Source organism: Variovorax atrisoli, from assembly GCF_014195185.1.
GTDB classification, from domain to species: domain Bacteria; phylum Pseudomonadota; class Gammaproteobacteria; order Burkholderiales; family Burkholderiaceae_C; genus Variovorax; species Variovorax atrisoli.
In genome coordinates this window covers 739,230-757,378 of the sequence record NZ_JACIBG010000001.1, presented here as the reverse complement: position 1 = coordinate 757,378, position 18,149 = coordinate 739,230, and the positions used below count along the sequence as shown (strand labels likewise).

Sequence of the window (18,149 nt, the reverse complement as noted above, 5' to 3'; positions counted from 1 at the left end):
GGAGATCCCATGCAGAAGATCATTCCCTGCCTCTGGTTCGACACCAACGGCGAGGAGGCGCTGAATTTCTACAGCAGCATCTTCCCCAACTCCCGCGTCACCGACAGGCTGCTGTGGGGCGACGCCAACCCCGAGCGCAAGGGCTCGCTGCTCACCGCGACCTTCGAGCTCGACGGGCAGGAGTTCATGATCCTCAACGGCGGCCCGCAGTACAAGTTCAACCCGGCCATCTCGATGTTCGTGCCGTGCGAGACGCAGGCCGATGTCGACTACTACTGGGACAGGCTGCTCGAAGGCGGCGGCGAGCCCGTGCAGTGCGGCTGGCTCACCGACCGCTACGGCGTGTCGTGGCAGGTCGCGCCCAAGGCCATGATCCGCATGTTCCAGGACAAGGACCAGGCCAAGGCCAACCGCGCGATGCAGGCCATGATGAAGATGGTCAAGCTCGACCTTGCCGAGGTGCAGCGCGCCTTCGAGGGAAGGTAGGAGCGGCGCCTACACCAGCCGGTGGATCGCCTTCTTGCGCCACACGAGCTGGTAGTACGCGGTCTGCAGCAGCAGCATCGCGCCGAAGGTCACGGGGTAGGCCACCCAGACTCCGTCGAGCCCGATGCGGTGGCTCATGAGCCATGCCACCGGCACTTCCACGCCCAGGATGCAGAAGATGGAGATCAGCGTCGGCACCAGCACCGAGCCGCTGGCGCGCATGATCCCCGAGAGCGCCGAGGCCATGCCGAACACCACCAGGCTCCACAGCATGATGTGCAGCAGCGTCTGCGCGATCTCGATCACCGGCGCGCTGGTGATGAAGAAGCCCATCAGCGGACGCGAGAAGAGGTAGCCCAGCAGCACCAGCCCGCCCGTCAGCACGAGGTTCATAAGCAGCGCCGTCTTCGCGATGGCGCCGAGCCGGTTGGCACGGCCCGCGCCGATCGCCTGCGCGCCGAGGATCGATGCGGTGATCGCGATGGAGATGGCGGGGAACTGCACGTAGGCCACCACCTGGTTGACCGCGCCGTAGGCGGCCGTGGCGTTGGAGCCGAAGCCGTTGACCATCGACAGCAGCACCACCTCGGCCAGCGCCACCACGATCATCTGCACGCCGGTGGGCACGCCGATGCGCAGCACGGCCTTCAGCAGGTGCGGCTGGATGCGCAGGTTGCGCATGAATTCCGCATCGGGTGCGAGCGGGCTCCTGCGCTGGCGCAGCCGGAAGCCCAGCCAGACGGTCGCTACGAGGAACGACAGCACCGAGGCCCATGCGCCGCTGGCCACGCCGAGCTGCGGCAGGCCGCCCCAGCCGCGGATGAGCGCAGGCGTGACCACCAGGCCGATCAGGGTGGAGATCAGCAGCGTGAGCAGCGGCGTGACGGTGTCGCCCACGCCGCGCAGCATCGCGGTGGCCAGCAGGAAGATGAACACGCCCGGCATCGCGATCAGCATGATGCGCGCATACCGCGTGGAGTCGGCCAGCACGTCGGGCGGCGTTCCCAGCGCCGCCAGCATGGGCGTGGTGAACGCGCCGCCGAAGACGGCGATCACGAGGCCCATCAGCACGCCGACGGTGAGCGTGGTGCCCGCGACGGCCTTCGCCTTGGCGGCGTCGCGCGCGCCCCAGGCCTGGCCGATGAGCACCGAGGCGCCCGCACCCAGGCCGATGATGAAGGCGATGAAGAAGAACATCACCGGGAAGAAGCTCGACACCGCCGCGAGCGCGCCCACGCCGAGCATCTGGCCCACGTACACGTTGTTGAGCGTGCCCGAGAGCGACTGGAGGATGTTGCTGAGCAACATCGGCGCGAGGAAGAAGAGGAACACCTTCCACAAGGGCCGGGGCGCGTTGACGGGCGATACGGGCACGCCCTGCAGGCCGCTCTGGCCGGCACCCTGGCTGCTGGCCGTGGAGCCGGTCGTCTCGGTTGTCGTTCTCATCGATGGTTCCAGCCGGCGGCCGCGAGTTTCTGCAGATGGGCGCGCACGTCGGCGGGCCATGGTTCGATCAGGTTGGCGAAACGCTGCTCCTCGCCGGCGAAAAGCGCGCGGGTGGCTTCCTCGAAGCCGGGCAGGTTGCCCGCGATCGCGGTCATGAAGCGGTAGGCGGCCTCCTGCGCAGCGCGCACGGTGTCGCGTTCGGCGTTCACGCGGCGCGCATCTTCGACCAGCTTGCGCAGCGCGACCGACGCGCCGCCGGGCTGGCGGCCCAGCCAGTCCCAGTGCCGCGGCAGCAGCGTGACCTCGCGTGCGACCACGCCGAGCTTGGGACGGCCCACGCTGCGCGGTGCCTCGTCGCGATGCGGCTCGGCCTCGGGGTAGCGCAGTTCCGGCGGGAGCTCGCGCATGTCGAGGTCGAGCTGGGTGCCGGTCTGGTCGTCGAAAACGAGATACGGGCCGGGATCGTCGCGGCGGCTCAACTGCTCGAGCACTTCGGCCTTGCTGCCGTGCGCGACGCGCTGGAAGCCGAAGAACACGGTCAGGGTGGTTGTCGGGGTGTCGGAAGACATTCGGGTGTTTGTTTGTTCCTGGGGGATGCCAAGCGAAACGAGGTGCGTAATCTACTCGCTGCTGCGCTTCGCTGCGCACCGTTTCGACAGCATGTATCGCACATGCGTTCAGGGTGTGTTGTAGCCGTTCGCCCCGAAGCATTGAAGCTCTTCCTGCCAGAGCGAAAGAAGCTTCTCGAGTTCGGCCTTGCGATCGAAATCGGGGTCTTTTCGCTCCTTGACGCGATCGACCACCTCGAAGCTGAAATGGTCGGCGCCGTGGGCGATCCAGTCGCGCAAGAGCGCCTTGCTGCGATGGGAGCGCATGTTCAGCTCGAAACGCGCGCGATTCATCGCGCCTTCGACGTCGAGGCTGCCGCCCACGTAGATGCGCCCGTCGAGCCTGTTGCGGATCGCGTAGACGCCGGCGGGGCGCGGGGTTTCCTTGTACTGGCGGATCAGGTCGCGGCGGGTTTCAGTGGGCAGGTTCATGCCTCAAATATTACCCGGGTTAAATAAGGATGGCAATATACCCGGGTAAAATATGCGTCAGCCTTCCTTGAAATGACGCCAGTTTCGGGCGAGGCGCCGATTCAACGCCCGCACCAGGCGCCAGGGGCGGCTCTGCCTGACGAAGTCGAGCACGCGGTCCTTCCAGGCCTTCCATCGGGGATACCAGCGGGCGAACCAGGGAATGCGCATCAGCGGCCCCTCGACCAGCTGGAAGATCCGCGCCACGATGGCCGTGCCGACCAGCTTGGCCAGCACCAGCACCGTCAGCGCACTCGCCGCATGGCCACGGCCGAAGAGGAAGAGCGCCAGCACCTTCACCGGCAGCAGCAACAGGACCGGCACGAAGAAGGCCAGCAGCGCTCCCCACGGCGGCAGCCGGCGCAGCCTCTCCTCTAGCGCAGCCCATAGGGGAAGGTGCGAGAGGCGCGCCACAAGCGCCGCCAGCGGCTCCCAGCCCCACTCCTCGAAGAGCAGCAGCGGAACGACGAGCGCCGTGGCAATGGCGCGGAGCAGGGCACGCAGCACGCGCAACAGATGCGCAAGGAAAGTCATCGTGCGAGCGTAAGGCAAGGCAGTGCGGCGGGCCGCTTTGCCATCAGCTGACGGTCAGCGAGGGGGATTTGAATGGCTCAAATGTCAGTCGAAATGCTTCGTCAAGGCCTGAGGGACGGTGGACGGCGCCCTTTGTTGGGTAGAGCAAGGCTATGGCAAAAGACATGTCGAACTGCCCATCCAAAGCCTCGCCAACCGGGCATTACATGCGTCGCCACAAGGGAAAAGTAGTACTTTTACTTGACACCGGTAGTCAATCGCAACAGGATGCAACCAAGGTAATCAAAAAAGTTCGGTTTAAAAATCTGAGTAGAAATGGATTAACTTTTGGAAACGAACACGATGGACTAGTTGTCACAAAGGGGCTGAAATGGAAAGCGATCTTGAGATTTCGTTGACAGATTCAAGCAACTCTGCAAGGAAGTACAACAACCCTGGCCAGTTCGGCGGACTGCTGTCACCGTCCGCCGACACCCTCCCGTGGCCAGACTTCCTGACCGGGCAGCAGACCAAGCCGGTGCGCGTACTGCTCGTGGACGACGACCCGTTCGTGCGCCGCGTCATCGCCCAGGAATTGCTGGGCGACCTGCGCATCCAGCTCGAAGGCCAGGCCGGTACGCTGCGCGAGGGCCGGCGCCTGCTGATGCAGCATGAATTCGACGTGCTCATGGTCGACATCCGGCTCGGCGACGGCAGCGGATTCGAACTGATCGAGGAGGCCAAGCGCCATCGCAGCGCGGCCGAGATCATCGTCATTTCGGCCCTCGAGGACGAACCCCAGGTGCTGCATGCTTTCGAGCTCGGCGCCTCGGGCTACCTGGTCAAGAACGCGTGGTTCCAGAGCTATGCGCAGGCCGTGCTGCAGGTGGTCAATGGCGGTGCCGCCATCACCCCCCGGCTGGCCCGCAGGCTGCTCGTGCACCTCGATCACAAGCGCTCCAACGTGAACCCGGTGCGCCCGCCCGACAGCAAGGCGACCCTGTCGGCGAGGGAGCGCGAAGTGTTGCGACTTGTAGCGACCGGCTACGTAACCGAAGAGATCGCGCTGCAGCTCACCATCAGTGCCCAGACGGTTAACGCACACGTCAAGAACATCTACCGCAAGCTGCACGCGCACACCCGCGCGCAGGCCGTGAGCTTCGCCTCCCATCGGGGACTCCTCTAGGCCATGCCATGCTCGCGCCGCAGGACCTTCAGCTTCCGCATCTTCTGGAAGACCAGTTCGTGTGGCTTTCGATCGCTGCCTGGTGCGTGCTGCTGGCATGGCTGCGCCGGCAGGTCTCGCGCCGCCGGCTCCTGGCCTGGACCGCGCTCGCGGGTGCGCTGCACCTGACGCCGGTCGCCGCGCAGGCGATCTGGTCAGGGCCGGCCGCCGTCGCAGCCACTGCGGGCGACATGTCGTTCGCCTTCTGGGCCCTTCAGGCCGTCAACGTGCTGGTGCTGGCCATGGTCGTGGGCATCTGGTACTTCTCGCGACAGCGCACCTCCCATTCGCTCCAGGCCGAGGCCGTGATGGCCGAGCGCCGCCGCATTGCCAACGACCTGCATGACGGCGTCGGTTCCAGGCTGGTGGCGCTGCTGGCCAGCCAGGACCCCAGGTCGGCCGGCCCCGGCAGCCTCTCGATGGCGCTCCAGGCCTGCCTGCTCGAGCTGCAGATGACGGTGGACGACCTGGACGACCAGGGAGACAGCACTGTCGTCGAGCGCCTCGGACACCTGCGCTACCGCCTGCTGCCCGCCTTCGAGCGCATGGGGGTGGCCTTCGAGTGGAGCGTGCCGGCCGAGGCAGAGACTTTCGAGATGCCCGCGGAAACCGCCTCGCAGGTCTGCCGCGTCGCGCAGGAGGCGCTGTCGAACGCCTTGCGCCATTCGCGTGCGAGTCGGGTCGAGCTGCGGGTCGCGGCGCACGACCAGGGGCGCGCGATGGTGCTCGAGGTGCGCGACGACGGCCGCGGGCTGGGCCCGGAGGCGAACGTTCGGGCGGGCGAGGCGGCGGGCGACGGGATTCCCTCCGCCGGCCTGGGCAAGGGCCTGCGCAGCATGCATTCGCGCGCCGAGGCGATCGGCGCCGAGCTCGACATCGGCCCCGTCGCGCCGCACGGCCTGTGCGTGCGGCTCGTGGTGCCGTGCGCGGCGCCGGCACGGGCGGAACACGAACGCAAGCTGTAACACGCCCGGCGGGCCGGCAGGGGCGGAGGCCGCGCTCGCCTATGGCAAACTCCCGCGCTTTGCCAGGGACGCGCTCAAGACATGCAGAAAATCATTCGCCAGCTCGCCGTCGAGATCAAGGTCGGCGAGAACCAGGTGAAGGCCGCCGTCGAACTGCTCGACGGGGGCGCCACGGTTCCATTCATCGCCCGCTACCGCAAGGAAGCCACCGATGGCCTCGACGACACCCAGCTGCGCGAACTTGAAGCGCGTCTTTCCTACCTGCGCGAACTCGAAGACCGCCGCGGGGCCGTGCTCAAGGCCATCGACGAGCAGGGCAAGCTGACCCCCGAGCTGCGCGCCGCCATCGAGCTGGCGCCCACCAAGCAGGAACTCGAAGACCTCTACCTGCCGTTCAAGCAGAAGCGCCGCACCAAGGGCCAGATCGCCCGGGAATTCGGCATCGAGCCGCTGGCCGACAAGCTGCTGGCCGACCCCACGCTCGACCCCGCCGTGGAAGCCAAGGCCTTCCTGCAGCCCGCCACCACCCTCGACGACGGCAAGCCGGGCCCCGATTTCTCGACCGTGCCGCTCGTGCTCGACGGCGTGCGCGACATCCTCTCCGAGCGCTGGGCCGAAGACGCCGCGCTGGTGCAGAGCCTGCGCGAATGGCTCTGGAACGAGGGCCTGCTGCACTCCAGCCTCATGGCCGGCAAGGACGAGAACAACGCCGACGTCGCCAAGTTCCGCGACTACTTCGAGTACGACGAGCCCATCGGCCGCGTGCCCTCGCACCGCGCACTGGCCGTGTTCCGCGGCCGCGCGTTGGAGATCCTCGATGCCAAGCTTGTGCTCCCCGTGGAGCCCGAACCCGGCAAGCCCAGCATCGCCGAGGGCCGCATCGCGCTGCACCTGGGCTGGAGCCATTCGGGCCGCCCGGCCGACGACCTGCTCCGCAAGTGCGTGGCCTGGACCTGGCGCGTGAAGCTCGCGCTGTCCACCGAGCGCGACCTGTTCACCCGCCTGCGCGAAGACGCGGAAAAGGTCGCCATCAAGGTGTTCGCAGACAACCTGCGCGACCTGCTGCTCGCGGCGCCCGCCGGCCCGCGCGTGGTGATGGGCCTGGACCCCGGCATCCGCACCGGCGTGAAGGTGGCCGTGGTCGATTCCACCGGCAAGCTGGTCGAGACCGCCACCGTGTTTCCGCATGAACCGCGCAAGGACTGGGAAGGCTCGCTGCACACCCTGGGCAAGCTGTGCGCCAAGCACGGCGTGAACCTGATCGCCATCGGCAACGGCACCGCCAGCCGCGAGACCGACAAGCTGGCGGCCGACCTCATCAAGCTGCTGGCCAAGATGGCCGCGCAGGCCGGCGCGCCCGAGCTGAAGGTCGACAAGGTGGTGGTGAGCGAAGCCGGCGCCTCGGTGTACTCCGCCAGCGAATTCGCCTCGCAGGAGATGCCCGACGTGGACGTGAGCCTGCGCGGCGCCGCCTCCATCGCACGCCGCCTGCAGGACCCGCTGGCCGAGCTCGTGAAGATCGACCCCAAGAGCATCGGCGTGGGCCAGTACCAGCACGACGTGAACCAGAGCGAGCTCGCGCGCACGCTGCAGGCCGTGGTGGAAGACTGCGTGAACTCCGTGGGCGTGGACCTCAACACCGCGAGCGTGCCGCTGCTCAGCCGCGTGTCGGGCCTGTCGTCCAGCGTGGCGAAGGCGGTGGTGCGCTGGCGGGAAGCCAACGGCGCCTTCTCCACCCGCAAGCAGCTGCTCGACGTGACCGGCTTCGGCCCCAAGGCTTTTGAACAAAGCGCGGGCTTCCTGCGCATCCGCGGCGGTGCCGACCCGCTGGACATCACCGGCGTGCATCCAGAAACCTACCCGCTGGTCGAGCAGATCATCGTCAAGACCGGCAAGCCGATCACCGAGCTGATGGGCCGCGCCGACATGCTCAAGACGCTGAAGCCCGAGCTCTTCGCCAACGAGAAGTTCGGTGTCATCACCGTCAAGGACATCCTGGGCGAACTCGAGAAGCCCGGCCGCGACCCGCGCCCCGACTTCAAGGTGGCGCGCTTCAATGACGGCGTGGAAGACATCGCCGACCTGAAGGAGGGCATGGTGCTCGAAGGCACCGTGAGCAACGTGGCCCAGTTCGGCGCCTTCGTCGACCTCGGCGTGCACCAGGACGGGCTGGTCCACGTGAGCCAGCTGAGCCACAAGTTCGTGAACGACGCGCGCGAGGTCGTGAAGACCGGCGACATCGTGAAGGTCAAGGTGATGGAAGTGGACGTGGCCCGCAAGCGCATCGGCCTGTCGATGAAGCTCGACGCCGCTCCGGCGCGCCGCGACGGCCCGCGCGACAACCGCTTCGAAGGGGCTGGACGCGGCCAGCAGCAGCACGGCCGCCGCGACAGCTCGCCACAACCGGCCGGCCAGATGGCCAATGCCTTCGCCAAGCTGCAGGGGCTTCGCAAGTAAGGCAGGCGTCGACGCACGCTTCTTGCTGACGCGACCGGCATGACGATGAAAGCCCTGCGCATCTACGCCGGCCCCGCGGCCCGCAAGCACATCGAGCAGCACGGCCTGCGTCCGCAGGACGTGCGCACCGTTCCCGGCGCGGCGGGCGGGCCGAAGGGGCTGATCCTCGGGCCGCTCGACCGTTTCATCTTCGGACGCTGGCTGCCGCAGTCGAGCCAGCAGGTGCACCTGGTGGGCGCGTCGATCGGCGCGTGGCGGCTGTCGACGGCCTGCCTGTCGGATCCCGACACCGCTTTCGAGCGCTTCGAGCACGACTACGTGCACCAGCAGTTCGAGGTGCCGCCCGGCCAGAAGAAGCTCAGCCCGCACCAGCTCAGCGAGCGCTTCGCCGAGAGCCTCGAATCGTTCTACGGCGGGCGCATCGGCGAGGTGCTGGGCCATCCGCGCTATCGGCTTCACGTGGTGACCTCGCGCGGCCGGCACATCCTCGGGCGCGAGGGCAGGGCGCGCACGCCCGTGGGCTACCTCGGGGCATTCGCCACCAACAGCCTGCACCGCAAGAGCCTGGGCGCGTGGCTGGAGCGCTGCGTGTTCTCCACCCCCGGCGCGGCCCTGCCTTTCGCCACGCGCGACTTCCGCACGCGCCAGCACGCGCTGAGCGAGGCCAACTTCAACATGGTGCTGCAGGCCTCGTGCTCGATCCCGTTCCTGCTGGCGGCGGTGCACGATATTCCCGGCGCGCCGCGCGGCGCCTACTGGGACGGCGGCATCACCGACTACCACCTGCACCTGGACTACCAGCCGGCCGACGAGGGCATCGTGCTGTATCCGCACTTCCAGCAGGCGGTGGTGCCGGGCTGGCTCGACAAGGGCCTGCGCTGGCGCCACAAGGCCAGCGGTTTTCTCGACCGGATGGTGGTGCTTGCGCCCGACCCCGAATGGGTTCGGTCACTGCCCAACGGCAAGCTGCCCGACCGCAAGGACTTCATCCATTTCGCGAACGACGCGCAGGCGCGCATCGCCGCATGGGGCCGCGCCACGCGCGAGGCGCGGCGGCTTTCCGACGAGTTCGAGGGCTGGCTTCAGCGCGACGGCGTGCCGGAGCTGCTGCCACTCTGACCCGGCAGCGCCAGGGGCGCGGCGCAGTCGAGGACGTTCACTTCCACCGCATCGCCGACCTTGAGCCGGGCGCCGGCAGGCCATCGACCGGTGCCTACCGAACGGCTGTGCACGCCTCCGTTACGATAGCGCACGACGGCGTAGGGCGCCGCGGCACCACCGTCCGAGCCGCAATCGCGATCGGCCGTGGCGGCAAGGTCGCCCGCGCGCCCGACGCTGACGACCTCGGCAGCGCGCCAGCCGGCGGAGCGGTCGAAGGAATGCGCATCGAAGGCCGAGCAGCCGCCGAGCATCAGCGCTCCAAGAAGGAAGAGGCGCATCACGGCGCGGGCCCCTTCACTGCGATCGCAGCCGTCGCCTGGATCTCGACGCGGTACTCGGAGTCGATCAGTTTCGCTCCCACCGTGGCGCGCGCGGGAGTGTGTCCCGCCGGCACCCATTCGTCCCACACCGAGTTCATCGCGGCGTAGTCGCCCACGGTGCGCAGGTAGATCGTCACGCTGACCAGGTCCTGCTTGGTGGCACCCTGCGTGGCGAGCAGGCGGTCGATGTGATGGAGGATCTCGCGCGTCTGCCCGGTGATGTCGAGCGACGGGTTCTCGGCCACCTGACCCGAGAGATACAGCAGGCGAGCAGTGCCCAGGTCGACGGTCACCATCTCGCTGAAGCGGGGTCCCATGTCGTGGCGGATGATGTTCATGGCGATGCGGAGGAATTGGAAGAAGACGTCGAAAGCGACGAAGACGAGGCGACCGCAGCCTGCGGCTGGTTCCACCAGCCGCCGCCCAGCGCCTGGAAGAGGGCGGCCGCGTCGGTCAGCCGCAGCGCGCGGGCCTGCACTAGGTTGAGCAGCGCCTGCTGCTGGGCCTGCTGGGCGATGCGCAGCGAGAGCGCGCTGGCGTCGCCCAGCCGTACCTGCGCCTGCGTGCGCGCCAGGCTCTGCGACGCGGCGCGCTCGGCCTTCACCGCTGCCTGCAGCGCTCGGGTGTCGGCGTCGATGGCTTCGAGCGTGTTCGCCACGTCCTGGAAGGCGGCGAGCACCGTCGCGCGGTACTGCGCGGCCGCCTGGTCGAACGATGCGCGGGCGGCGGCCTCGCGGTGTTTCAGCGCGCCGCCGTCGAAGATGGGCTGCGTCACGCTCGCGGCGACCGTCCAGAAGAGCGAGGACGACTTGAACAGATCCGCCAGCCGGTAGGCCGAGGAGCCGTACGAGTTCACGCCCAGCGTCACGTTGGGCAGGCGCGCGGCCACCGCCACGCCGATGGCCGCGCTCGCCGACTTCAGCTGCGCCTCGGCCGCACGCACGTCCGGCCGATGCTCGACGAGGCTGGACGGCAGGGTCAGCGGCAGCTCCGTCGGCGGTTGGAGCGCGTCGAGATCGAAGCGCGCCTCCACGCCCTGGCTCGGGAAGCGGCCGGCCAGCGTGGCCAGCAGATTGCGCTGCTGCGCCAGCTGCCGGTCGAGCGGCGGCAGCGTCGCTTCGGTGGCGGCCAGCGCGGCCTCCTGCGCATCGACGTCGGCCGGCGCTGCCTGGCCCAGCGCCAGCTGCCTGCGATAGGCCTGCAGCACTTCCTTCTGGCCCGCGATGATCTTCAGCGTGGCGGCCTGCTGCGCGCGCAGCGAGGCTTCGGTGATCGCGGCGGTCACCACGTTGCTGCTGAGCGAGAGCTTTGCGGCCACGCTCTGGAACTGCTGCAGCTCGGTGTTGGCCTGCGCGCCTTCCACCTGCCTGCGGGTGGCGCCGAACACGTCGGGCGTGTACGACACCGTCACCTGCGCCGTGTGCAGCGTGTAGAGACTCGCGTTGGACGACACCGGGCTCGCCACCGCGCTGGCCACGCGCTGCCGCGTCGGCGAGTAGCCCAGCGCCACGCTCGGCCAGAAGGCGGCGCGGTCGGCGGCTTCGTTCTCCTGCGCGGCGCGCAGGGCGGCATCGGCGGCCTCGATGGTCGGGTTGCCGGCGAGGCTCTGGGCGACCAGCGCGTTCAGCGGCTCGCTGCGAAAGGCCTGCCACCACTGGGCAGGCACGTCCACATCGCTCGACAGGTGCGCGAGCGGCACGCCCTCGGCGGCCTGGTTCGTGGGTGGCGCAGGCGTGTATCGCTCGGGCAGGTTCAGCTGCGGGCGCGCGTAGTCAGGACCGACCGCGCAGCCCGCCAGCAGCATCGCCGCGATGCCGGCAGTGATGCCAGCCGTAGTACCAGCCGGGACGGGCGCCGCCAGGTTCGTCTTCTTCTTCATTTCTCTGTTCTCCTACCGGTCGCGCCGCGAGCGCGTGCCCCAGCCCTTGCGTTCGAACAGGCGTTCCATCGCGAAGTAGAGCGTGGGCAGGATGAAGAGCGTCAGCAGCGTCGACACGACCAGCCCGCCGACCACCACGGTCGCCAGGCCGCGCTGCACGTCGGTGCCCACGCCGGTGGCCAGGGCCGCGGGCAGCATGCCCACCGAGGCCACCGTGGCCGTCATCAGCACCGGCCGCAGCCGCTCGGTCGCGCCTTCGAGCACCGAGGCCTGCAGCGCCAGGCCTTCGCCGCGCACGCGGCGGAAGTTGGCGACCATGATGATCCCGTTCTGTATCGATACGCCGAAGAGCGCGATGAAGCCTACGGCCGTGGCCACGTTGAGCGTTTCGCCCGCGACGTGCACCGCGATCAGCCCGCCCAGCGTCGCCATCGGCACCACGCCCAGGATCAGCGCCACCTGCCGGATCTTTCCGAACTGGAAGAACAGCAGCACGGCCATGATGCTCACCACGATGGCCAGCGACACGCCCAGCCGCGCCTGCGCGCGCTGCTGGTTCTCGAACTGGCCGGCCCACTGCAGGCGGGTCTTCGTGGGGTCGAACTTCACTTCCTTCGCGATGCGATCGCGTGCCTCGTCGAGGTAGGAGGCCAGGTCGCGGTCTCGGTTGTCCACGCGCACCGTGATCTGGCGCTCGTTCATCTCGTGCGAGATCGTGCTTTCGCCGGTCTGCAGCCGGATGTCGGCCACCTGCGCCAGCGGCACCTTGGCGCCGCTGGAGCTGTTGAGCAACAGCGAGCCGATGGCTTCGGTGTTGCCCTTGGCACTCTTCGGCATCTTCACCGACACGTTGTAGGTGCGGTTGCCCGAATAGACGGTGATGACGGGCGCGCCGCCGATGCCGGTCTGGATCAGGTTGGCCACGTCGTTCGCGTTCACGCCGAAGCGCGCCGCCGCCTCGCGGTTGAGCTCGATCACCACCTGCGGGATCGGCGGCTCCTGGAACAGCGACGCCGAGGCCGTGCCGCGCACCGTCTGGAGCAGGTCGACGATCTGGTTGCCGATGCGCCGGCTTTCCTTCAGGTCGTCGCCGTAGATACGCAGCACCAGCGGACTGTGCGCGCCGCCCACGGCGTCGTTCACGCCGTCGATGATCGGCTGGCTGATGCCCACGTCGAAGCCCGGCATGCGCGCGAAGCGCTCGGTCAGCGTGCGCACGAAGTCGGCCTTCTTCACGCCGGCCGGCCATTCGCCGTAGGGCTTGAGGCCCACGGGCACCTCCATGTGCGAGGGCGTCCACGGATCGGTGCCGTCGTCGTTGCGGCCGAGCTGCGTCACCACGTAGGAGACCTCGGGGTACTCCAGCAGCACGTGCCGCAGCTCGGTGGCCATCTCGCTGGCCTTGTCCAGCGACAGGCCCGAGGGCAGCTGGACCTGCAGCCACAGGGCGCCTTCGTCGATGTCGGGCAGGAACTCGCGCCCGGCCGTGGCGCCCAGCACCACCACCGCGGCCAGCGCCGCCACGCTCAGGCCGTAGGCGATGGCCGGCAGCTCCAGCAGCCGCGCCAGCACCCGGCGATAGGCACCCGTCAGCCACACCAGCGGCTTGTTGACGAAGGGCTTGCTCGGCTTGCGCAGCGCCACGTAGGCCAGGCTCGGAATGAGCGTCAACGCGCAGAGCAGGGCGCCCACCAGCGCGTAGCCGACCGTGAAGGCCATCGGCTTGAAGAGCTTGCCCTCGGCGCGCTCGAAGGCGAAGAGCGGAAAGTAGGCCGTGATGATGATCAGCGTGGCGAAGAAGATCGGCCCCGACACATGGCTCACCGTCTCGAGGATGTTGCCCTCGGTGAGCGTGGCATGCGGCTCTTCTTCGCGGCGCCGCAGGATGGCCTCCATCACCACGATGGCACCGTCCACGATGATGCCGAAGTCGATCGCGCCCAGCGAGAACAGGTTGGCCGGCATGCGGGTGAAGTGCATTACGATGAACACCGTCACCAGCGACATCGGAATGGCAACCGCCGCCACCACCGCGCTGCGCGGGCTGCCCAGGAAGAGGATGAGCACGAAGCACACCAGCGCCATGCCTTCGAGCACGGTGTGCGTCACCTTGTCCACGGTGAGCTTCACCAGGTCGTCGCGGTCGATGTAGGGCACGATCTTCACGCCCATGGGCGCGAGCTCGGCCTGCAGTTCGTCGATCTTCCTGTGCACGCCCTCCAGCACGCGCGATGGGTTCTCGTACTTGAGCATCAGCACGATGCCCTCGATGGTGTCCGGGTTGGTGTCCTTGCCGAGGATGCCGCCGCGCTCCTGGTGCCCGAACTGCAGCCGCCCGAGATCGCGCACCAGCACCGGCGAGCCGCTGCTCTGCGCCACCACCACCGTGCCCAGATCGTCCAGCGTCCGGATCTGGCCGATGCCGCGCACCACGTAGCTCTGGTCGCCGCGCGCGATGCGGCCGCCGCCGGCGTTGGCGCTGTTGTTGTTGATGGCCGTGACCACGTCGTTGAGCACCAGACCGTATTTCTGCAGACGCGCCGGGTCCAGCTCCAGCTGGAACTCGCGGGTGAAGCCGCCGAAGTTGTTGATGTCGACCACGCCGGCCACCTGCTTGAGCGCCGGAATCACCTTCCAGCGCTGCAGTTCCGACAGCTCCATCAGGTTCTTGGTGTCCGACTCCAGCGTGTAGCGGTAGATCTCGCCCGCCGGCCCCGCCACCGGCCCGAGGCCGGGCTGTGCGCCGGAGGGCAGGCTGACCTGGCCGATGCGCTCGGTCACGCGCTGGCGGGCGAAGTAGTCGTCGGTGCCGTCCTTGAAGGTCAGCGTGATCAGCGAGAGGCCGAAGGTGCTGCTGGAGCGGATCCACGCCAGCCCGGGCGTGTTGCTTAGCGCGCGCTCCAGCGGCGTGGTGATCTGCTGCTCGATCTCCTCGGCGGCCAGGCCGTTGACCTGCGTGGTCACCTGCACGTTGACGTCGCCGAGGTCGGGGTAGGCCTCGACCGTCATCTGCGTCCACGACCACGCGCCGAAGAGCACCAGCGCCACCGACATCGCCCAGGCCAGGTGCCTGCGGCGGAAGAACTGGGTGATGATGAGGTTAATCATTCAGCAGCACACCACCACGCACCACCACGCGCTCGCCCGCGGCCAGGCCGCTGCGGATGCGGACCTTGTCGCCGTCCTCCCGGCCCAGTTCCACCGTGCGGCGCACGAAGGTCCAGGGCTCGGCCTCGACGAAGACGCTCACGCTGTCGTTGTTCATCAGCAGCGCCGAGGCCGGCACCTGCGGCTGCGCGCCCTGCGGCACGCCCAGCACGGCCGTCGCGTACATGTTGGGCTTGAAGATGCCTTCGGGGTTGGCGAACACGATGCGGGCGCGGGCGCGGCGCGTGTCTGCGTCGAGCACCGCGCTCACGAAGGCGACCTTGCCGCTGAAGCTGCGGCCCGGGTAGGCGGCCAGCGTGACCACCACGTTCTGCCCGGGCGCGACCGTGCCCACGACGCTCTCGGGCACGTTGACCGTGACCCAGACCGAATCCAGGTTCGACACCGTCATCAGCGCCGCGTTGGCGTCGTTCAGGTTCGAACCGGCGGCCGCGTTCAGCGCCGTGACCGTGCCGGAGGCGGGCGCGACGATCTTCAGCACTTGCCCGGCCTGGCCAGCCTGGGTGCCGCTGCCGTCCGCGCCCAGGCTGCGCAGGCGCGCCTCGCTGCGGCGCAGTTCGGCCGTCTGCTGGGCGACGGCACTCTGGGCCGCCTCCACGTCCTTGGCGGCGTTGGAGCCGGCCTCGTTCACGCCGCGCGCACGCACCAGCGCACGCTGCGCGAGGTCGAGCGCGTCGCGGGCCTTCTGGGCATCGGCCACGGCCTGCGCGAGGTCGGGCGAGCTCATGGTGGCGAGCACCTGGCCGCGCCTGACGGTATCGCCCAGGCGCACCTTGAGCTCGAGCAGCCGGCCGGTCAGCGGCGGCAGGATGTTGACGGTGCTCGCCGGGTTGGCTTCCACCGTGGCGGGCAGGCTCACCTCGTGCGGCAGCGTGTCCTGGCCGACGGTGGCGACCAGCAGCCGGTCGCGCAGCGGCGAGCCGGCGGGCACGCTCAGGCGGTTGCCCTGGCGCACCAGCATCGGGGCGGGGGCGGCGGCCACCGTGGTAGCTGCATGGGCGGCGCCGTCGAAGGAGTCGACGCACAGGGCCGCGCAGGTCATCACGCCGAAGACGATGCGCGCGGGGGTTATCTGGTAGAGGGATTTCTTCTTCATCGCGATCCGGGGTGTCGCGGGACGGGCGCGCCGTGCATGGGACGCCTTCCCATGCCCTCGATCCGCTCCCGTCTCCTGCCGGAGAGCGTAGGAAAAGGCGCCTGAAGAAGCTCCCAAGAAATCCTGAAGTTCTCTTAAGGATCCGGACCGGTGACCCGGTGACCCGGTGGCCCGGTGGCCCGGTGGCCCGGTGGCCGTTGGTCAGGAAGGCACGGCATGATCCGCGCCATGAGAATTCTGCTGATCGAAGACGACCGCAAGGCCGCCCGGCTGCTGGCCCGGGGCCTGCAGGAGGAGGGCTTCGTGGTCGACGTGGTCCATACCGCGGAGGAGGGCGACGAGGAGGCGTTCGTCGTCGCCTACGACCTGATCGTGCTCGACTGGATGCTGCCCGGAAAGGACGGCCTCACCCTGTGCCGAGACCTGCGCCAGCGCGGCTGCAAGACCCCCGTGCTCATGCTGACCGCCCGGGACGCGCTCAGCGACCGGGTGGCCGGCCTGAACACCGGCGCCGACGACTACCTGACCAAGCCCTTCGCCTTCGACGAGCTGCTGGCCCGCGTGCGCGCGCTGCTGCGCCGCTCCGAGCTGGTGCGGCCGGTGGTGCTCGCGCTGGCCGACCTGAGCCTCGACCCCGTGAGCCAGCGCGTGCTGCGCGGCGGCATGGTGCTGGAGCTGACCCACAAGGAGTTCGCGATCCTGCAGATCCTGCTGCGCCACGCCGGCGAGGTCGTCAGCCGCTCGCGCCTGGCCGAGCAGGTGTGGAAGGACGACCTGATCTCCATCGACAACCTGATCGACGTTCACATCAGCAACCTGCGCCGCAAGGTCGATGCGCCGCCGTGCGTGCCGTTGATCCACACGGTGCGCGGGCGCGGCTTCAGGCTGGCGCTGGCCGAGGACGCCAACGGCGGCGGAAGCGTCGCTCATGATTAGCTTCCGCAAGCGGCTGGCGCGGGCGCACGTCAGCGTGATCGTGGTGGTGATGGCGGTGGCCGCCTTCGCCTCCTACCTGGTGTTCTCGCGCAACGTGCACCGCGAGCTCGATGCCGCGCTGCTCGCGCTGGCCGAGACCGAGATGGGCATGCTGCTGGCGGCCGGCGAGGGCGACACCGTCATCGTCCACGAGGCGCCGCCGGGCCCCGGCGCGCCTTCGTTCGTGCGGCTCGACCGGCTGGTGCAGATCGTCGATGCCGACGGCCGCGTGCTCGCGCGCAGCAGCAACCTCGGCGAGGCGCAGCTGCCCATCCCGGCCGCGCTGCGCGAGCGGCTCGCGGCGGGCGAGACCGTCTTCGAGACGCTCGACGGCTACGGCGAGGAGCCCACGCGCATGGTCTCGGTGCCCGTGCCGGGCCGCAGCTCGCTGCTCGCGGTGCAGGTGGCGGGCTCGCTGGACGACGTGAACCGCACCGTGGCCATGGCCAGCGCGCTGTTCATCATTCTTGGCGGCGCGCTGCTGCTGGCGCTGGGCGCGGCCGGTGCGCTCATCACCCGGCGTGCCTTCGGCGCCATCGACGACGTGGTGCGGCAGGCCCATCGCATCGGCGATGCGAACCTCGGCGAGCGGCTGCCGCACCCCGGCACCAGGGACGAGATCGGCCGCCTCGTGGACACCCTCAACGACATGCTCGCGCGCATCGAGCAGGGCATGGAGGCGCAGCGTCGCTTCACCGCCGATGCCTCGCACGAGCTGCGCTCGCCGCTGTCGCGCCTGCGCACCGAGCTCGAGCTGGCGCTGCGAAGGCCGCGCGAGCCGGCTGCTTACGTGGAGACGCTGCGCTCCTCGCTGGAGGAGGTCGAATCGCTCACGCTGCTGGTCGAGGAGCTGCTGGTGCTGGCCCGCCTCGACGCCGGCCAGGAGCGCGACGCGGTGGAAACGGTGTCGCTGAACCAGCTCGCCGAGGAGGCCCTGCGGCGCCTGGAGCCACTGGCACGCGAACGTCGGCTTGCCCTGTCGCTGGACGCGCCATTCCCGGTCGCTGCGCGCGTCGCCCGCGGCGCAGCCAGCCTCGCGCTGGCCAACCTGCTGGACAACGCCCTCAAGTTCTCGCCACCCGACACGGTGGTGAACGTGAGCGTGCGCGCCGACCTGGAGGCCGACGAGGCGATCGTCAGCGTGTCGGACCACGGGCCAGGCATTCGCGGCGACGAGCTGCCGCACCTGTTCAAGCGCTTCTACCGCGGCGCCGCCGCGCGCTCCGACGAGAAGACGCCCGGACTCGGCCTGGGGCTGGCGCTGTCGCAGGCGGTGGTGCATGCGCAAGGCGGGCGCCTGGAGGCGGCGAACGAAGCGGGCGGCGGCGCGCGCTTCGACATGCGGTTGCCGCTGGCGCGCTGAATACCGAAAGTGCCAT

At 69.0% G+C, this 18,149-nt stretch carries 16 protein-coding genes; 7 read left to right on the top strand and 9 right to left on the bottom strand.

Going from position 1 to position 18,149, the window contains the following annotated elements:
• Window positions 1–9 precede the first annotated feature (9 nt).
• A complete protein-coding gene (locus tag FHY06_RS03645; RefSeq protein ID WP_184603418.1) occupies window positions 10–486 on the top strand; it encodes a VOC family protein in 477 nt (158 codons plus the stop codon).
• 9 nt (window positions 487–495) lie between these two features.
• Here FHY06_RS03645 and FHY06_RS03640 read toward each other — a convergent pair whose 3' ends face one another.
• The 4 genes from FHY06_RS03640 to FHY06_RS03625 all read right to left on the bottom strand — a co-directional run bounded on the left by FHY06_RS03640 (window position 496) and on the right by FHY06_RS03625 (window position 3,545).
• Window positions 496–1,932: an MATE family efflux transporter gene (locus FHY06_RS03640; protein ID WP_221404092.1), complete on the bottom strand. Its 1,437-nt coding sequence runs from the start codon at window positions 1,930–1,932 to the stop codon at window positions 496–498.
• Window positions 1,929–2,501 carry a DUF2239 family protein gene (locus FHY06_RS03635; RefSeq protein ID WP_019652609.1) on the bottom strand — a complete coding sequence of 191 codons (573 nt, stop codon included), beginning with the start codon at window positions 2,499–2,501 and terminating at the stop codon, window positions 1,929–1,931. Before FHY06_RS03635 ends, FHY06_RS03640 begins: the two co-directional genes overlap by 4 nt.
• Window positions 2,502–2,609: 108 nt before the next feature.
• Entirely contained in the window at window positions 2,610–2,972 is a 363-nt protein-coding gene (locus FHY06_RS03630; RefSeq protein WP_184603416.1) for a GIY-YIG nuclease family protein, read from the bottom strand.
• Window positions 2,973–3,029: 57 nt separating this feature from the next.
• Window positions 3,030–3,545: a hypothetical protein gene (locus FHY06_RS03625; RefSeq protein ID WP_184603414.1), complete on the bottom strand. Its 516-nt coding sequence runs from the start codon at window positions 3,543–3,545 to the stop codon at window positions 3,030–3,032.
• 370 nt (window positions 3,546–3,915) lie between these two features.
• Here FHY06_RS03625 and FHY06_RS03620 point away from each other — a divergent pair, with 370 nt between their 5' ends.
• From FHY06_RS03620 to FHY06_RS03605, 4 genes are all read left to right on the top strand, one after another.
• Complete coding sequence (locus FHY06_RS03620) at window positions 3,916–4,710, top strand: LuxR C-terminal-related transcriptional regulator (protein ID WP_019652612.1); 795 nt, start codon at window positions 3,916–3,918, stop codon at window positions 4,708–4,710.
• Between the two features lie 8 nt (window positions 4,711–4,718).
• Entirely contained in the window at window positions 4,719–5,714 is a 996-nt protein-coding gene (locus tag FHY06_RS03615) for a sensor histidine kinase (protein ID WP_184603411.1), read from the top strand.
• Between the two features lie 81 nt (window positions 5,715–5,795).
• On the top strand, window positions 5,796–8,171 hold the full coding sequence (locus FHY06_RS03610) for a Tex family protein (protein WP_184603409.1): 2,376 nt from the start codon (window positions 5,796–5,798) through the stop codon (window positions 8,169–8,171).
• Window positions 8,172–8,216: 45 nt separating this feature from the next.
• Window positions 8,217–9,290, top strand: a complete 1,074-nt coding sequence (locus FHY06_RS03605) for a patatin-like phospholipase domain-containing protein (protein WP_145759378.1) — start codon at window positions 8,217–8,219, stop codon at window positions 9,288–9,290.
• Here FHY06_RS03605 and FHY06_RS03600 read toward each other — a convergent pair.
• Genes FHY06_RS03600 through FHY06_RS03580 form a run of 5 tightly spaced genes read right to left on the bottom strand, consistent with a single transcriptional unit; the run spans window position 9,254 to window position 15,795 of the window.
• Window positions 9,254–9,610 (bottom strand): hypothetical protein, encoded by a 357-nt coding sequence (locus tag FHY06_RS03600; protein WP_145759379.1) that lies wholly within the window; start codon window positions 9,608–9,610, stop codon window positions 9,254–9,256. The genes FHY06_RS03605 and FHY06_RS03600 overlap by 37 nt on opposite strands.
• Window positions 9,610–9,990 (bottom strand): RidA family protein, encoded by a 381-nt coding sequence (locus tag FHY06_RS03595; RefSeq protein WP_019652617.1) that lies wholly within the window; start codon window positions 9,988–9,990, stop codon window positions 9,610–9,612. The genes FHY06_RS03600 and FHY06_RS03595 overlap by 1 nt, the downstream gene beginning before the upstream one ends.
• Window positions 9,987–11,531 carry an efflux transporter outer membrane subunit gene (locus FHY06_RS03590; protein ID WP_184603408.1) on the bottom strand — a complete coding sequence of 515 codons (1,545 nt, stop codon included), beginning with the start codon at window positions 11,529–11,531 and terminating at the stop codon, window positions 9,987–9,989. Before FHY06_RS03590 ends, FHY06_RS03595 begins: the two co-directional genes overlap by 4 nt.
• A gap of 12 nt (window positions 11,532–11,543) precedes the next feature.
• Complete coding sequence (locus FHY06_RS03585; RefSeq protein ID WP_184603407.1) at window positions 11,544–14,639, bottom strand: efflux RND transporter permease subunit; 3,096 nt, start codon at window positions 14,637–14,639, stop codon at window positions 11,544–11,546.
• Complete coding sequence (locus FHY06_RS03580; protein ID WP_184603406.1) at window positions 14,632–15,795, bottom strand: efflux RND transporter periplasmic adaptor subunit; 1,164 nt, start codon at window positions 15,793–15,795, stop codon at window positions 14,632–14,634. Before FHY06_RS03580 ends, FHY06_RS03585 begins: the two co-directional genes overlap by 8 nt.
• 228 nt (window positions 15,796–16,023) lie before the next feature.
• Between FHY06_RS03580 and FHY06_RS03575 the strand changes: the two genes are divergently transcribed.
• Both FHY06_RS03575 and FHY06_RS03570 read left to right on the top strand, forming a co-directional pair.
• Complete coding sequence (locus tag FHY06_RS03575) at window positions 16,024–16,731, top strand: response regulator transcription factor (RefSeq protein WP_126181845.1); 708 nt, start codon at window positions 16,024–16,026, stop codon at window positions 16,729–16,731.
• Window positions 16,724–18,133 (top strand): sensor histidine kinase, encoded by a 1,410-nt coding sequence (locus tag FHY06_RS03570; RefSeq protein WP_184603405.1) that lies wholly within the window; start codon window positions 16,724–16,726, stop codon window positions 18,131–18,133. The genes FHY06_RS03575 and FHY06_RS03570 overlap by 8 nt, the downstream gene beginning before the upstream one ends.
• Window positions 18,134–18,149: the final 16 nt, after the last annotated feature.

Bases quoted from the DNA above. Each gene is read 5' to 3' on its own strand.
- FHY06_RS03585 (WP_184603407.1), bottom strand. From the start codon at position 14,639: ATGATTAACCTCATCATCACCCAGTTCTTCCGCCGCAGGCACCTGGCC.
- FHY06_RS03625 (WP_184603414.1), bottom strand. From the start codon at position 3,545: ATGACTTTCCTTGCGCATCTGTTGCGCGTGCTGCGTGCCCTGCTCCGC.
- FHY06_RS03620 (WP_019652612.1), top strand. From the start codon at position 3,916: ATGGAAAGCGATCTTGAGATTTCGTTGACAGATTCAAGCAACTCTGCA.
- FHY06_RS03595 (WP_019652617.1), bottom strand. From the start codon at position 9,990: ATGAACATCATCCGCCACGACATGGGACCCCGCTTCAGCGAGATGGTG.
- FHY06_RS03590 (WP_184603408.1), bottom strand. From the start codon at position 11,531: ATGAAGAAGAAGACGAACCTGGCGGCGCCCGTCCCGGCTGGTACTACG.
- FHY06_RS03600 (WP_145759379.1), bottom strand. From the start codon at position 9,610: ATGCGCCTCTTCCTTCTTGGAGCGCTGATGCTCGGCGGCTGCTCGGCC.
- FHY06_RS03645 (WP_184603418.1), top strand. From the start codon at position 10: ATGCAGAAGATCATTCCCTGCCTCTGGTTCGACACCAACGGCGAGGAG.
- FHY06_RS03570 (WP_184603405.1), top strand. From the start codon at position 16,724: ATGATTAGCTTCCGCAAGCGGCTGGCGCGGGCGCACGTCAGCGTGATC.
- FHY06_RS03610 (WP_184603409.1), top strand. From the start codon at position 5,796: ATGCAGAAAATCATTCGCCAGCTCGCCGTCGAGATCAAGGTCGGCGAG.
- FHY06_RS03605 (WP_145759378.1), top strand. From the start codon at position 8,217: ATGAAAGCCCTGCGCATCTACGCCGGCCCCGCGGCCCGCAAGCACATC.
- FHY06_RS03615 (WP_184603411.1), top strand. From the start codon at position 4,719: ATGCTCGCGCCGCAGGACCTTCAGCTTCCGCATCTTCTGGAAGACCAG.
- FHY06_RS03575 (WP_126181845.1), top strand. From the start codon at position 16,024: ATGAGAATTCTGCTGATCGAAGACGACCGCAAGGCCGCCCGGCTGCTG.
- FHY06_RS03630 (WP_184603416.1), bottom strand. From the start codon at position 2,972: ATGAACCTGCCCACTGAAACCCGCCGCGACCTGATCCGCCAGTACAAG.
- FHY06_RS03580 (WP_184603406.1), bottom strand. From the start codon at position 15,795: ATGAAGAAGAAATCCCTCTACCAGATAACCCCCGCGCGCATCGTCTTC.
- FHY06_RS03635 (WP_019652609.1), bottom strand. From the start codon at position 2,501: ATGTCTTCCGACACCCCGACAACCACCCTGACCGTGTTCTTCGGCTTC.
- FHY06_RS03640 (WP_221404092.1), bottom strand. From the start codon at position 1,932: ATGAGAACGACAACCGAGACGACCGGCTCCACGGCCAGCAGCCAGGGT.